Source organism: Enterobacter cloacae complex sp. I2 (genome assembly GCF_014896205.1).
Classification (GTDB): domain Bacteria; phylum Pseudomonadota; class Gammaproteobacteria; order Enterobacterales; family Enterobacteriaceae; genus Enterobacter; species Enterobacter quasihormaechei.
The window spans coordinates 1-15583 of record NZ_JADBRA010000003.1 but is presented as its reverse complement, the minus strand read 5'-3'; the positions used below and the strand labels follow the sequence as shown (position 1 = coordinate 15583).

Genomic DNA, 15583 nt, shown 5'->3' with positions numbered 1-15583 from the left:
GAACAGCTCATTAAACAAGGGCGGCCGTAGCCGCCCTTTGTTATTGATTACAGGACGAATCCTGCAATCTGTCAAGTCTGCTCTCCATCCTTCGCGCTGTAAATGCGTTACAGCTCAAATGATGGTGCGAACCTGAACTTACTCGCCTTTAGCTGCTTTGAAAGCTTCAGCCATTGCGTTGTTAGAGAAGTTTGCATCTTCCTGTTTGTTAACAGTTGCGATTGCATCTTTCTCATCAGCTTCGTCTTTAGCACGAACAGACAGGCTGATTGCACGGTTCTTACGGTCAACACCGGTGAACTTAGCTTCAACGTCGTCGCCAACGCTCAGAACCAGAGTTGCATCTTCAACGCGGTCACGTGAAGCTTCGGAAGCGCGCAGGTAACCTTCAACGCCGTCAGCCAGTTCTACGGTTGCGCCTTTAGCGTCAACAGCAGTCACTTTACCGTTTACGATTGCGCCTTTCTTGTTCAGTGCAACCCAGTTGTTGAACGGATCTTCTGCGAGCTGTTTAACGCCCAAGGAGATACGCTCACGCTCTGCGTCAACTTGCAGAACAACTGCTGCGATTTCGTCGCCTTTTTTGTATTCACGAACTGCTTCTTCGCCTGCAACGTTCCAGGAGATGTCAGACAGGTGAACCAGGCCATCGATGCCGCCGTCCAGGCCGATGAAGATACCGAAGTCAGTGATAGACTTGATTTTACCTTCAACACGGTCGCCCTTGTTGTGGGTTTCCGCGAACTGCTGCCATGGGTTGTTTTTGCACTGCTTCAGGCCCAGGGAGATACGACGACGTTCTTCGTCGATATCCAGAACCATCACTTCCACTACATCACCAACGTTAACAACTTTGGATGGGTGGATGTTTTTGTTGGTCCAGTCCATTTCGGAAACGTGCACCAGACCTTCAACGCCTTCTTCGATTTCAACGAAGCAGCCGTAGTCAGTCAGGTTGGTCACGCGACCAGTCAGTTTAGTCCCTTCTGGGTAACGCTTAGCGATAGCTACCCATGGATCTTCGCCCAGCTGTTTCAGGCCGAGGGATACACGAGTACGCTCGCGGTCGAACTTCAGCACTTTAACAGTGATTTCGTCGCCCACGTTCACGATTTCGCTTGGGTGCTTAACGCGTTTCCACGCCATGTCGGTGATGTGCAGCAGGCCATCAACGCCGCCCAGGTCAACGAATGCGCCGTAGTCAGTGAGGTTCTTAACGATACCTTTGACTTCCATGCCTTCCTGCAGGTTTTCCAGCAGCTGATCGCGTTCTGCGCTGTTTTCGGATTCGATAACGGCACGACGGGAAACAACAACGTTGTTACGCTTCTGGTCCAGCTTGATTACTTTGAACTCAAGCTCTTTGCCTTCGAGGTGCAGGGTGTCACGGACTGGACGAACGTCTACCAGTGAACCTGGCAGGAACGCACGAATACCATTCAGCTCAACAGTGAAGCCACCTTTAACTTTGCCGTTGATAACACCGACCACAGTTTCAGCTTCTTCGTAAGCTTTCTCCAGCGTGATCCATGCTTCGTGACGTTTAGCTTTCTCACGAGACAGCAGGGTTTCGCCGAAGCCGTCTTCTACTGCGTCCAGAGCAACGTCAACTTCGTCACCTACCTGGATTTCCAGCTCGCCCTGGGCGTTTTTGAACTGCTCAGCCGGGATGGCAGACTCAGATTTCAGACCGGCGTCAACCAGTACTACGTCTTTGTCGATAGCAACAACAACACCACGAACGATGGAACCCGGACGGGTTTCGATTTCTTTTAAGGATTCTTCAAACAGTTGAGCAAAAGATTCAGTCATGTTTAATCTTCAGGTTAATATTAACGTCCACCTGGCTCCGTGCCGGATGGGGTTGTTTCACATACCCGCCGTCAATCCATTGCAGCGGGGGTACTGCTAAATCGGTCGCGATTACGCGAGGGCCAGTTTTTGGCGCGCATATTGTAGCGCTTTTTCAATCACTTGCTCAATAGTTAAACTGGTAGAATCCAGCACTAATGCATCTTCTGCGGGAACAAGCGGTGCGACGGCGCGGTTACGATCGCGGTCATCGCGCTCTTTTATCTCGGATAAAAGGCGATCAAAGTTAACACTAAACCCCTTTTCCTGCAACTGAAGCATACGGCGTTGAGCACGTTCTTCCGAAGAGGCGTCAAGGAAAATTTTCACTGGCGCATCAGGGAATACCACGGTACCCATGTCGCGGCCGTCGGCGATCAGCCCCGGCGCTTCACGGAAACCACGCTGGCGACGTAACAGCGCCTCGCGAACGCGAGGGAAAGCCGCCACCTGAGAAGCCGCATTGGCCACTTCCTGTGTGCGGATTTCAGCGCTGACATCTTCCCCTTCCAGGATCACTTCAAGGTTGCCATCAGTAGAGACAAAGCGCACATCCAGATGCGCAGCCAGCGGTACCAGCGCTTCCTCGGACGCAACATCTACATGATGATGCAGCGCAGCCAGCGCCAGCACGCGATAGATTGCTCCCGAATCTAAAAGATGCCATTGCAATGCTTCCGCCATCGCTTTGCACAGAGTACCTTTCCCTGCGCCACTCGGCCCATCAATGGTGATTACCGGGGCAATTGCCGTCATCTTTTTCTCCTTAATTAAGGCATACCGTTAACATGAACGCCGCGCATTATACGCGCCAACGTGCGCAACTGTTAACTTTGCGTGCAAATTCCGAAATGATTGAAGCAGAGTGTAGAAGAAATGAAAGAGGATGACTGTCAGAAAGCGTAAGGAAATGCCGCATCGGGTGATGCGGCATAAGATCATCAGGCCAGGGTGCTAATGCGCGCCAGCTGCTCGAAGTAGTCCGGGAAGGTCTTTGCCGTACATTTCGGATCGAGAATAGTGACCGGCGTATCCGACAGCGCCACCAGCGAGAAACACATCGCCATGCGGTGATCGTTGTAGGTGCCAATTTCTGCAAATTGCAATTTTGCCGGAGGGGTAACGCGAATGTAGTCTTCGCCCTCTTCGACCTCCGCCCCCACTTTACGCAGCTCGGTTGCCATTGCGAACAGGCGGTCCGTCTCTTTTACGCGCCAGTTGTAAATGTTCCGCAGCGTGGTGGTGCCTTTCGCAAACAGCGCAGCGGTGGCAATGGTCATCGCCGCATCAGGAATGTGGTTCATGTCCATATCGATAGCGTTCAGCTCACCGTGGGTACAGGCGATGAAATCATCGCCCCAGGTTACCACCGCGCCCATTTTTTCCAGTACGTCGGCAAAACGGATATCGCCCTGCACGCTGTTGCGGCCAATCCCGGTCACCTTGACGGTACCGCCCTTGATCGCGCCCGCGGCCAGGAAGTAAGAGGCCGATGACGCGTCGCCTTCGACAAGATACTGGCCCGGAGACTGATACTGCTGCCCACCGCGCACCACGAAGCGCTGGTAAGACTGGTTTTCCACCTCAACGCCGAAGGTATTCATCAGGTGCAGGGTGATATCAATGTACGGCTTAGAGACCAGGTCGCCTTTAATGCTGATAACGGTATCCTGTGGGGCCAGCGGTGCGGTCATCAGCAGCGCGGTCAGGAACTGACTGGAGACGCTACCGTCCACCTCAACGTTACCCCCGGTAAATCCACCGCGCAGACGCAGTGGCGGGTAATTTTCCTGCTCAAGATAATCAATCTGCGCGCCGCCCTGACGCAGGGCATCCACCAGATGGCCGATCGGGCGCTCTTTCATTCGCGGCTCACCGGTCAGCACAATATTGTTGTTCCCCAGACACAGCGCTGCGGCCAGAGGACGCATTGCCGTACCGGCGTTACCCAGGAAAAGCTCCAGCGCTTCAGCAGAACGTAACGCGCCGCCGTTACCGGTGACTTCACAACGGGTACGATCGTCGGACAGCGTATAATGAACTCCCAACGCTTTCAGCGCATTGAGCATATGGCGCACGTCATCGCTGTCCAGCAGGTTGGTGAGGACGGTGGTACCGTGTGCCAAAGCTGCCAGCAGCAGAGCGCGGTTCGAGACACTTTTTGAACCAGGCAGATTAATGGTGCCATCTACCCGCGCGATAGGTTGTAACGTCAGGGATTCCATGAAACTCAACTCTCAACTCAACATAATAAAAACCCCGCAGCAACGCTGCGGGGGTGAAAAACAGCCCGTTAACCGTGACGACGTTCGAAGTCGATCATGAAATCGGTCAGGGCTTTAACGCCTTCCAGCGGCATGGCGTTATAGATAGAGGCACGCATCCCGCCAACCACGCGATGGCCTTTCAGCGCGTGCAGACCCGCCGCGAACGACTCTTCCAGGAATACGCTGTCCAGGCTGCTGTCTGCCAGCTGGAACGGTACGTTCATGCGCGAACGGTTAGCTTTCGCCACATCGTTACGGTAGAAATCGCTCTTGTCGATCGTGCCGTACAGCAGTTCGGCTTTCTGCTGATTGATCTTGTCCATCTGCGCCACGCCGCCGTTTTGCTTCAGCCATTTGAAGACCAGGCCGGAGAGATACCAGGCAAACGTAGGTGGGGTGTTGAACATGGAGTCGTTGTCATTCAGGACGGTGTAATCCAGGATTGACGGGCAGGACTTATGGGCTTTCCCCAGCAGGTCTTCACGGACGATGACAATTGTCAGCCCCGCAGGACCGATGTTTTTCTGAGCACCTGCGTAAATGACGCCGTAGCGGCTGACGTCCAGCGGGGTGGACAGAATGGTTGAAGAGAGGTCCGCCGTCACAATGACATTGTCGCCAAAGTCTGGCTCTTCGTGAATGGCGATGCCGTCGATGGTTTCGTTCGGGCAGTAGTGGAGATACGCGGCGTTGTCAGACAGCTGCCACTCGCTCATCGGCTTCACGGCGCGCAGGCCGTCGACGGTGACCTTGGCATCGATGACATTCGGCGTGCAGTATTTGTGCGCTTCTTTTACCGCACTGGCTGCCCAGTAACCGGCATCGACGTAATCAGCGGTGGTTTTGTCGCCCAGCAGATTAAGCGGGATACCCGCAAACTGGCCGCGTCCACCGCCGTGACAGAACAATACTTTGTAGTTCGAGGGAATGTTCAGCAGATCGCGAAAATCCTTTTCTGCCTCTTCCGCCACCTGAATAAACGCTTTACCCCGGTGGCTGATTTCCATCACCGACGTACCCAGACCGTTCCAGTCACAAAGTTCCTGTTGAGCCTGTTTAAGCACGTCTGCCGGTAACATTGCCGGACCTGAACTGAAATTAAAGACTTGAGCCATTTCCCCTCACCACGCTAAAAGCCATAAGTTATAACTGTGGATATCGGTTTTATCATTCAGTGACACGCGCCGCAATGTCTAAAACTTATGGCCGGAGAAATGTGTCCCTCGTCACACAATACAATCTGCCGTACCGTTGTCACAAAACCGACAAAATCGCTGTCAGGTAATGCGCTTAGCCCGGCTAACCTTCGTCCATTCTGGATTCGTACAGCGAGGACATAATTGATGATCGCCCGCCTGCATGCCCACCACGTGGCTACATTTTATGCAGGCATACTCGCCCGCCTCAGGTACGGTTTTGTATCGCTCGATGAGCATATCCGGCAGGATGCACAGCCCGGGCCTGACCTCATCGTCGGGATAGTAATAAATGCTGATTTGACCGTTCGTTTCCATAATCGCCAGACGCACCTGCCCCAGCTGTTCAACGCTGCTGATGCGAAGCTCCATAAAGAACTCAAACTCCGTCATATTGGCGCGTTGCACGTTCTCCCAGGCCAGTTGACCATCTTCGACAATCACCACCGGCTTCCCTTCGAACAGATCTTCCAGCTTTTCGCTTTTCGACATCAGCCACATGACCAGCCGGTAGAGCAGCGCGAGCGTCACGAAGACGATAAAGACCGGCACCATAGGCACATCGTCATAAAAGGCAACGTCCCCCGCCGCCGACCCCAGCGTCAGGATGATCAGCACCTCAAACAACGACATCTGCCGGACGCCGCGGCGTCCGGTGATTTTCAGAAACAGGAAGACGAGAACAAAGGTGTAGAAGCTGCGCAGCGCCACTTCACCTAAAAACTCGGGGGGAACTTTATCAAACGCCATCCGCTGGAGATCAAATGCTTTCATTTTTCTATGCCTTAACAGTAGGTTACTGCTTATAAGCATAGCCCAGCCATTTATTTTCGCCGGAGATAGCACCCGTCACGCAAAACCCGTATCATTGCGCGCTTTACGTACGATAAAAGTGAACGCCATGACTCAAACGTTTATCCCCGGCAAAGACGCCGCTCTGGAAGATTCCATCGCTCGCTTCCAGCAGAAACTGACCGACCTGGGCTTTAATATCGAAGAAGCCTCCTGGCTGAATCCGGTGCCTCACGTCTGGTCCGTGCATATTCGCGACAAAGACTGTGCGCTGTGCTTTACCAACGGTAAAGGCGCAACCAAAAAAGCGGCGCTGGCCTCTGCGCTGGGTGAGTATTTTGAACGTCTGTCGACCAACTATTTCTTCGCCGACTTCTGGCTGGGCGACTCCATCGCCAACGGTCCGTTCGTTCACTACCCGAATGAAAAATGGTTCCCGCTGACCGAGGACGATGAACTGCCGGAAGGTATTCTGGATGCGCGTCTGCGTGCGTTCTACGATCCGGAAAACGAACTGACCGCCAGCATGCTGATCGACCTGCAATCCGGCAATGAGGAACGTGGGATCTGCGCCCTGCCGTTCACCCGCCAGTCTGATGAGCAGACCGTGTATATTCCGATGAATATCGTTGGCAACCTGTACGTGTCTAACGGCATGTCCGCCGGTAACACCCGCAACGAAGCGCGCGTGCAGGGGCTGTCTGAAGTTTTCGAGCGTCACATCAAAAACCGCATTATTGCCGAATCCATCAGCCTGCCGGAGATCCCGGCTGACGTGCTGGCCCGCTACCCGGGCGTGGTGGAATCCATCGCCAAACTGGAAGCGGAAGGTTTCCCAATCTTTGCCTACGACGGTTCTCTGGGCGGGAAATATCCGGTTATCTGCGTAGTGCTGTTCAACCCGGCCAACGGCACCTGCTTCGCCTCCTTCGGCGCGCACCCTGACTTCGGCGTGGCGCTGGAGCGTACCGTGACCGAACTGCTGCAAGGTCGTAGCCTGAAAGACCTCGACGTGTTTACGCCGCCGACCTTTGATGATGAAGAGGTCGCCGAGCACACCAACCTCGAAACGCACTTCATCGACTCCAGCGGTTTGATCTCCTGGGATATGTTCAAGCAGGACGCGGACTATCCGTTCGTGGACTGGAGCTTTGCCGGTACGACGGAAGAAGAGTTCGCCACGCTGATGGCGATCTTCAACGCGGAGGATCAGGAAGTCTATATTGCCGACTATGAACACCTTGGCGTTTACGCGTGCCGTATCATTGTACCGGGCATGTCCGACATTTATCCGGCAGAAGATCTGTGGCTGGCGAACAACAGCATGGGCGCACATCTGCGTGAAACCCTGCTGGCCCTGCCGGGCAGCGAGTGGGAAAAGGAAGACTATCTGAACCTGATCGCCCAGCTGGACGACGAAGGTCACGATGATTTCACCCGCGTACGTGAGCTGCTGGGTCTGGCAACCGGAAAAGATAACGGCTGGTACACGCTGCGCATCGGCGAACTGAAAGCGATGCTGGCACTGGCGGGCGGCGATCTGGATCAGGCTCTGGCCTGGACCGAGTGGACGATGGAGTTTAACCAGTCCGTCTTCTCCGCCGAGCGCACTAACTATTACCGTTGCCTGCAAACGCTGCTCCTGCTTTCTCAGGAAGACGAGCGCGAGCCATTGCAGTATCTGAACGCCTTTGTCCGCATGTACGGTGCAGATGCTGTTGAAGCTGCCAGCGCGGCGCTGAGCGGTGAAGAGCCGTTCTATGGCCTGCAAGCGGTTGACAGCGATCTGAAAGCCTTCCCGGCGCATCAGTCGCTGCTGAATGCGTATGAAAAATTGCAGAAGGCAAAAGCCGCTTACTGGTCAAAATAAGCGCATATAACATTAATGGCAGTAGGCGTATTCAACCGCCTGAGCTATATTACGGGGCAATTTCATTGCCCCTTTTTTTTTATTTTTAGGCAATGACATTTAAATGTAATAGTTAAGTTAACCATGGGTAAATATAAAAATACTTACCTGTGCTTTACTGTTACTAATTATAATAAATACTCCATTTTAATTAACTGTTTTAAGGGAGGCTGAAGGAAAAAATTCAACTCTTTTCATAACTTTTAAAATTTATTTTTATACGGATAATCAAATACTTACTCCGCTTTTGCTGTAAAACCATACACACTGCGGGCCTATAAGCCAGGCGAGATATGATCTATATCAATTTCTCTTCTATAATGCTTTGTTAGTATCTCGTCGCCGACTTAATAAAGAGAGAGTTAGTGTGAAAGCTGACAACCCTTTTGATCTATTACTCCCCGCTGCGATGGCGAAAGTTGCCGAAGAAGCGGGTGTCTACAAAGCAACGAAACATCCGATGACGACGTTCTTTCTGGCCATCACGGCTGGTGTGTTCATCTCCATCGCTTTCGTCTTCTATATCACAGCCACCACCGGCACGGCCGGGATGCCTTTCGGCATAGCGAAACTGATTGGTGGTATTTGCTTCTCACTGGGTCTGATTCTTTGCGTCATCTGCGGTGCCGACCTCTTCACCTCAACGGTGTTGATTGTTGTGGCAAAAGCCAGCGGAAGAATTACCTGGGGTCAACTGGGGCGCAACTGGCTCAACGTCTACGTTGGTAACCTGATTGGCTGTCTGCTCTTTGTTCTGTTGATGTGGCTCTCTGGCGAGTACATGACCGCCAACGGCGGCTGGGGGCTTAACGTCCTGCAAACCGCTGACCACAAAATGCACCATACATTTATCGAAGCTGTTGCTCTCGGCATCCTTGCAAACCTGATGGTCTGCCTGGCGGTCTGGATGAGCTACTCTGGTCGTAGCCTGATGGATAAAGCCATGATTATGGTTCTGCCGGTTGCGATGTTTGTTGCCAGCGGCTTTGAGCACAGTATTGCGAATATGTTCATGATCCCGATGGGGATTGTTATCCGCAACTTTGCAAGCCCGGAGTTCTGGACTGCTGTTGGTTCAACCCCGGAAAGTTTTTCACACCTGACTATTATGAATTTCATTACTGATAACCTGATCCCCGTCACTATCGGGAACATTATCGGTGGGGGTCTGTTAGTTGGGTTGACATACTGGGTCATTTACCTGCGTGGCGGCGATCATCATTAATGGTTGTCTCAGGCAGTAAATAAAAAATCCACTTAAGAAGGTAGGTGTTACATGTCCGAGCTTAATGAAAAGTTAGCCACAGCCTGGGAAGGTTTTACGAAAGGTGACTGGCAGAATGAAGTCAACGTCCGTGACTTTATTCAGAAAAACTATACCCCGTATGAAGGTGACGAATCCTTCCTGGCTGGTGCAACTGACGCAACCACCAAGCTGTGGGACAGCGTAATGGAAGGCGTTAAACTGGAAAACCGCACTCACGCGCCAGTTGATTTTGACACCTCCGTTGCTTCCACCATCACTTCTCACGATGCTGGCTACATCAACAAAGCCCTTGAGAAAATCGTTGGTCTCCAGACTGAAGCACCACTGAAACGCGCAATCATCCCGTTCGGTGGCATTAAAATGGTTGAAGGTTCCTGCAAAGCGTATAACCGCGAGCTGGACCCAATGCTGAAAAAAATCTTCACCGAATACCGTAAAACCCATAACCAGGGCGTATTCGATGTTTACACCAAAGACATTCTGAACTGCCGTAAATCTGGCGTTCTGACCGGTCTGCCAGATGCCTATGGCCGTGGCCGTATCATCGGTGACTACCGTCGCGTTGCGCTGTACGGTATCGACTTCCTGATGAAAGACAAATACGCACAGTTCGTCTCTCTCCAGTCTGACCTGGAAAACGGCGTAAACCTGGAAGCGACTATCCGTCTGCGTGAAGAGATTGCTGAACAGCACCGTGCGCTGGGTCAGATCAAAGAGATGGCGGCGAAATACGGCTGCGATATCTCTGGCCCTGCAACCAACGCTCAGGAAGCTATCCAGTGGACCTACTTCGGCTACCTGGCCGCTGTTAAGTCTCAGAACGGTGCAGCAATGTCCTTCGGCCGCGTATCCACCTTCCTGGATGCGTACATCGAACGTGACCTGAAAGCAGGTAAAATCACCGAGCAAGACGCTCAGGAAATGATTGACCACCTGGTCATGAAACTGCGTATGGTTCGCTTCCTGCGTACTCCAGAATATGATGAGCTGTTCTCTGGTGACCCAATCTGGGCAACCGAATCTATCGGCGGTATGGGCGTAGATGGCCGTACTCTGGTAACCAAAAACAGCTTCCGCTTCCTGAACACCCTGTACACCATGGGTCCTTCTCCGGAGCCGAACATCACCGTTCTGTGGTCTGAAAAACTGCCTCTGAACTTCAAGAAATTCGCCGCTAAAGTGTCCATCGACACCTCTTCTCTGCAATACGAGAACGATGACCTGATGCGTCCGGACTTCAACAACGACGACTACGCTATCGCGTGCTGCGTAAGCCCAATGGTTGTTGGTAAGCAAATGCAGTTCTTCGGTGCGCGTGCAAACCTGGCGAAAACCATGCTGTACGCAATCAACGGCGGCGTTGATGAAAAACTGAAAATGCAGGTTGGTCCTAAGTCTGAACCTATCAAAGGCGACGTGCTGAACTATGACGAAGTCATGGAGCGCATGGACCACTTCATGGACTGGCTGGCTAAGCAGTACGTGACCGCGCTGAACGTTATCCACTACATGCACGACAAGTACAGCTACGAAGCCTCTCTGATGGCGCTGCACGACCGTGACGTGGTTCGTACCATGGCGTGTGGTATCGCAGGCCTGTCCGTTGCGGCTGACTCCCTGTCTGCAATCAAATATGCGAAAGTTAAACCAATTCGTGACGAAGACGGTCTGGCTATCGACTTCGAAATCGAAGGCGAATACCCGCAGTTTGGTAACAACGACGCTCGCGTTGATGACATGGCAGTTGACCTGGTAGAACGTTTCATGAAGAAAATTCAGAAACTCACTACCTACCGTAACGCTATCCCGACTCAGTCTGTTCTGACCATCACCTCTAACGTTGTGTATGGTAAGAAAACCGGTAACACCCCAGACGGTCGTCGTGCTGGCGCGCCATTCGGCCCAGGTGCTAACCCAATGCACGGTCGTGACCAGAAAGGTGCAGTTGCCTCTCTGACCTCCGTTGCTAAACTGCCGTTTGCTTACGCGAAAGATGGTATCTCTTACACCTTCTCTATCGTGCCAAACGCGCTGGGTAAAGATGACGAAGTACGTAAAACTAACCTTGCGGGTCTGATGGATGGTTACTTCCACCACGAAGCGTCCATCGAAGGTGGTCAGCACCTGAACGTGAACGTGATGAACCGTGAAATGCTGCTCGACGCGATGGAACACCCTGAGAAATATCCTCAGCTGACCATTCGTGTATCAGGTTACGCAGTACGTTTTAACTCCCTGACTAAAGAACAGCAGCAGGACGTTATCACCCGTACTTTCACTCAGTCCATGTAAGTGGAATTGACTGAAATCACGCGTTAAAAAGCGTACAATAAAGGCTCCACGTCAGTGGGGCCTTTTTAGCACCCTCTTCTCCTCAGTCTCTTTTGTCCGCTATCTATACTTTATGGATAACAGCCAAAACAGACTTCAACACAGCCGGCTTTGAGCTGTGCATACTCAGGCCCCGGACGGGCCGATGCTGGAGATATCACCGCAATGTCAATTATTGGTCGCATTCACTCCTTTGAATCCTGTGGCACCGTCGATGGCCCGGGGATCCGTTTCATCACCTTTTTCCAGGGCTGCCTGATGCGCTGCCTGTACTGCCACAACCGTGACACCTGGGATACCCACGGCGGCAAAGAAGTCACCGTTGAGGATCTGATGAAAGAGGTGGTGACCTATCGCCACTTTATGAACGCGTCCGGCGGTGGCGTGACGGCATCCGGCGGTGAAGCCATTCTTCAGGCTGAATTTGTGCGCGACTGGTTCCGCGCGTGCCACAAAGAAGGCATTCATACCTGCCTCGACACCAACGGCTTTGTACGCCGCTACGATCCGGTTATTGATGAACTGCTTGAGGTAACCGATCTGGTGATGCTCGATCTCAAACAGATGAACGATGAAATTCACCAGAACCTGGTCGGCGTCTCGAACCACCGTACGCTGGAATTTGCCAAATACATTGCCAACAAAGGTGTCAAAACGTGGATCCGCTACGTGGTGGTGCCGGGCTGGTCAGATGATGATGATTCCGCGCATCGTCTGGGCGAGTTTACCCGGGATATGGGCAACGTGGAGAAAATTGAACTCCTGCCCTATCACGAGTTGGGTAAACACAAATGGGTGGCGATGGGCGAAGAGTACAAGCTTGACGGCGTGAAGCCGCCGAAAAAAGAGACGATGGAACGCGTCAAAGGCATTCTTGAGCAATACGGCCACAAGGTCATGTATTAAGAAAAAGGCCCGGTGAGAACCGGGCCTTTTTATATTCTATTCAAAGACGCCGTTAATAACGGCAGTCACAATCGCGGTACTCAGGGCAATTAAGACGAGGTCGTCCCCCACCACGCGCCATTCATACCCCGGATAGGAAGGAAGCTGGCCGAGCATTGAGGCCGGCACGGTTTTCTTTGCAATGCCCGGAGGCAGCGGTTTACCGCGCGCAAGATTTTTCGCAATGCCCGGAGGCAGAGAGTCATAGCCCGTTAAGCCATAATTCAGCGCCAGATGGCGGGCACGATCGAAGCTCACGCGCACATCGACGTCGTTACCGACATCTTTGCTGTTTTTGACGCTTTTATCCGATTTTCCTGGATTATCCTGACCCTTATTTTGCTTATTACCATGGTTGCCGGCGTTGCCGTTACCATGATTGCCGCTATTACCTTGTCCGCCACCGTTTCCGTGGCCACCGCCATTCCCGTTCCCGGGATTAGCCATGACCGGAGCCGTTGCAAACGTTAAGGACAACACTACGGCAAGTGCGGTAGTGGTAAAACGACGAGTAGACATGATGGCTGCCTTTTAGTGGTAGTACGCATTTGAATTATCGCCAGGCAGTAAAAACGCACAATAAGCAAAAGTCTTATATGTGACAGGGACAAAAAAGCCTGTCATCGACAGGCTTTTAATTCGTCAGGCATGTGCCACCGGCGTGGGATGCTCGCCGACTTTGCGCAGCAACATTAGCAGATAGATAAACGACACGCTGGCAATCATGATAAACAGCAGGTTATCAGAGTAGTTTTGCATGAGCATGGAGGTGAAAGTCGGCCCCAGCAAGCTGCCGATGGTGTAGCTCAGCAATAAAGCCTGGTTCATCGCCACCAGCTGATGATGCTCTACTTTCTCACAGGCCCAGGCCATCGCGACGGGATAGAGCGTAAAGCCCGCAGCCCCCAGAATGAACAGCGCAGGCGCCATCGCGGCGTTACTGAGCATGGCGAGGCAGCCCATGATCACCACAAAAACCTGCACGCGCAGCACCAGCAGGCGACCAAAACGATCGGCCAGACGACCGATCGGCCATTGACCTACAATCCCAGCGCTGACCATGACCGCCATCCAGAAACCGATCCCGGAATCGCTGACGCCCTGATGGTTGAGATAGAGCGGCATCAGGCCATAGAGTGAACCCAGCACAATCCCGGAGATAATGCAGCCGTTAACGCCTAAACGCGCCTGACGAAGCCTGAGCATCGGCCAGACGTGCGTAGCTTCCTGATGCTCACTGCTCTGGTTCACGATTCGGGTAAAGAGCAGCGGCAGGACCGCAGCCAGCACCATGCCCGTTACCCACGGCAGTACGCTCATCAGGTCGGTTGGGAATTTGCTGACCATCAGTTGTCCCAGAACGGTACCGACGTAATACACCATCATGTAAGCTGCCAGCAGACGCCCGCGGTTACGCGAGGTGCCGCTGCACATCAGCGCACTTTCCACCACCACCCAGATCATTGCGCAGCCGACGCCCGCAATAAAGCGCCAGACCATCCAGCTCCAGAAGCCGACCATCAGGCCTAAACCGGCGCATCCGACGGCAAAGATCAGCGACGCCAGATAATAACTACGGTTAAAACCAAAACGTTTAATAAGGCTACCCGTTAATAAGGTGCCCAGCAGATTTCCCGTAAAAAAGGACGAGCTAACCATACCCACCTGCCAGGTCGGTAAGTTTTCATGGGCCAGCCAGAGCGGAACGAGTGTGTTTAACACCGCGATCGCCAGGGTCAGCAAAAGCAGGCCACAGAGCAACAAAAGCACCGGGCGGGTATAGGTGGTCATGGATTAAAAACCGTGAGGAAGTTCAGATTTCGTGCGCATCATGCCACTGGCAAAAACAAAGTCAATCCACCGATTCAGGCGTCACGCACGATATGCGCCATGTCGATTTAAAAAACTCATCCTGCTAATGCAAAGCCTGCTACAGATATTAATTATCTATTTGTTTTTATTTATATCCGGGAAATTCTTAAGCGAAACATCAGTTGAAAAATTTCATGAATGAAAAAAGAAAAGCCGGGCGCTATGTCCCGGCTTTATATAACAAAAAATAAAAACTAGCTGGCGATAGCCATACCGACCGTCATATGCAGACCGTAAAATACGCCGCGGCCAATCAGTTCCCCGGCCAGCACCAGTACAAACGCCAGCGACAGCAACGGCAGCGCGGGCTGGTAGCCTTTAAGCTGAGGGGCAACCCAGCAGACCAGCGCCGCCGTCAGCAGCACCACGCGCCAGGCCATCAGCGAACCGTAATCCGGCACCAGGGCCGAAGCCTGTTGGATAGAGCTGTGAATCGTCGCCAGCTCCGCTCCCTGCATCAGCGCCACAACGGTACTGATGACCAGTGCCAGCAGCGAGACCGCAGGCAGCAGGCGCATCGCCCAACCCGTAACGCCGGCCACGCGCAGCAGCAGATAGCCCAGCAGCGGGCCGCCAATGAACATCGTCAGGAAGAAGCTCATCGGTGTCCAGACGCTGTACCAGGTCGGAACGGTGTCAATCGTGTTGTACACCCGAACCATCATCCAGACGAATACCACGCCCAGTATCATGGTGACGATAAGCCACAACGCGCGTAACCCTGACGGCAGCTTTTTCACCGCTGCCAGTAGCCACCCCAGCCCGCCTACGGCAAAGAAGATTGCGCCGCTGGCAATCTCATTACTCAGCGAAGAGGCGCCCACGCGATTCAGGGAGTTGAACGCGCGCATCGGCGAACCCAGGTGCAGCGTGGAGGCGATAAAGCCAATGCCCATCAGCACCCACAGACCGAACATACTGAGCACCAGACGCTGCTGGCGTTCGGCACTGAGATTACCTTTCATAAGCGCCAGCGCGAGGACAATAAACCCGCCCACCACGCACTGCCCAAAGACCGTGAAGATCATCAGCGGCCATTCATGCCATCCACTTCCCATCTCACACCTCCTTCGGGTTTGCCAGGTAGCCGGTGGTGTCACCCGTCGGACGGCTGTTGGCGTTAGGTTTAATCACAATACTCGGCTTCGTGAAG

The 15583-nt window shown here is 53.0% G+C and carries 12 protein-coding genes and 1 pseudogene; 4 read left to right on the top strand and 9 right to left on the bottom strand.

Going from position 1 to position 15583, the window contains the following annotated elements; all coding sequences use genetic code 11:
- Window positions 1–138: 138 nt before the first annotated feature.
- From rpsA to IM300_RS03055, 5 genes are all read right to left on the bottom strand, one after another.
- Window positions 139–1812, bottom strand: a complete 1674-nt coding sequence (gene rpsA, locus IM300_RS03075; protein WP_003858235.1) for a 30S ribosomal protein S1 — start codon at window positions 1810–1812, stop codon at window positions 139–141.
- A gap of 111 nt (window positions 1813–1923) precedes the next feature.
- Entirely contained in the window at window positions 1924–2607 is a 684-nt protein-coding gene (cmk, locus tag IM300_RS03070) for a (d)CMP kinase (RefSeq protein WP_131638111.1), read from the bottom strand.
- A gap of 185 nt (window positions 2608–2792) precedes the next feature.
- Window positions 2793–4076: a 3-phosphoshikimate 1-carboxyvinyltransferase gene (gene aroA, locus IM300_RS03065; RefSeq protein ID WP_107535052.1), complete on the bottom strand. Its 1284-nt coding sequence runs from the start codon at window positions 4074–4076 to the stop codon at window positions 2793–2795.
- A 68-nt stretch (window positions 4077–4144) separates the two neighbouring features.
- Window positions 4145–5233 carry a 3-phosphoserine/phosphohydroxythreonine transaminase gene (serC, locus tag IM300_RS03060; RefSeq protein WP_063449166.1) on the bottom strand — a complete coding sequence of 363 codons (1089 nt, stop codon included), beginning with the start codon at window positions 5231–5233 and terminating at the stop codon, window positions 4145–4147.
- A gap of 162 nt (window positions 5234–5395) precedes the next feature.
- Window positions 5396–6088, bottom strand: a complete 693-nt coding sequence (locus IM300_RS03055; protein ID WP_193035265.1) for a DUF421 domain-containing protein — start codon at window positions 6086–6088, stop codon at window positions 5396–5398.
- Between the two features lie 127 nt (window positions 6089–6215).
- Here IM300_RS03055 and ycaO point away from each other — a divergent pair, with 127 nt between their 5' ends.
- The 4 genes from ycaO to pflA all read left to right on the top strand — a co-directional run bounded on the left by ycaO (window position 6216) and on the right by pflA (window position 12519).
- Window positions 6216–7976, top strand: a complete 1761-nt coding sequence (ycaO, locus tag IM300_RS03050; protein ID WP_131638105.1) for a 30S ribosomal protein S12 methylthiotransferase accessory factor YcaO — start codon at window positions 6216–6218, stop codon at window positions 7974–7976.
- A gap of 406 nt (window positions 7977–8382) precedes the next feature.
- Entirely contained in the window at window positions 8383–9240 is an 858-nt protein-coding gene (focA, locus tag IM300_RS03045) for a formate transporter FocA (protein ID WP_017384832.1), read from the top strand.
- Window positions 9241–9291: 51 nt separating this feature from the next.
- The gene (pflB, locus tag IM300_RS03040) at window positions 9292–11574 is read left to right on the top strand and encodes a formate C-acetyltransferase (protein WP_015570975.1); all 2283 of its coding nucleotides are present in this window, start codon (window positions 9292–9294) and stop codon (window positions 11572–11574) included.
- 204 nt (window positions 11575–11778) lie between these two features.
- The gene (gene pflA, locus IM300_RS03035; RefSeq protein WP_003858250.1) at window positions 11779–12519 is read left to right on the top strand and encodes a pyruvate formate lyase 1-activating protein; all 741 of its coding nucleotides are present in this window, start codon (window positions 11779–11781) and stop codon (window positions 12517–12519) included.
- 36 nt (window positions 12520–12555) lie between these two features.
- Here the strand turns inward: pflA and IM300_RS03030 are convergent, their stop codons facing one another.
- The 4 genes and pseudogenes from IM300_RS03030 to IM300_RS03015 all read right to left on the bottom strand — a co-directional run.
- Window positions 12556–13077 carry an anti-virulence regulator CigR family protein gene (locus IM300_RS03030; protein ID WP_107535049.1) on the bottom strand — a complete coding sequence of 174 codons (522 nt, stop codon included), beginning with the start codon at window positions 13075–13077 and terminating at the stop codon, window positions 12556–12558.
- A gap of 123 nt (window positions 13078–13200) precedes the next feature.
- On the bottom strand, window positions 13201–14349 hold the full coding sequence (locus IM300_RS03025) for an MFS transporter (RefSeq protein WP_063449171.1): 1149 nt from the start codon (window positions 14347–14349) through the stop codon (window positions 13201–13203).
- A gap of 275 nt (window positions 14350–14624) precedes the next feature.
- On the bottom strand, window positions 14625–15488 hold the full coding sequence (locus IM300_RS03020; protein WP_193035263.1) for a dimethyl sulfoxide reductase anchor subunit family protein: 864 nt from the start codon (window positions 15486–15488) through the stop codon (window positions 14625–14627).
- Window position 15489: 1 nt separating this feature from the next.
- Window positions 15490–15583: pseudogene (locus IM300_RS03015) on the bottom strand (dimethyl sulfoxide reductase subunit B); the annotation flags it as partial.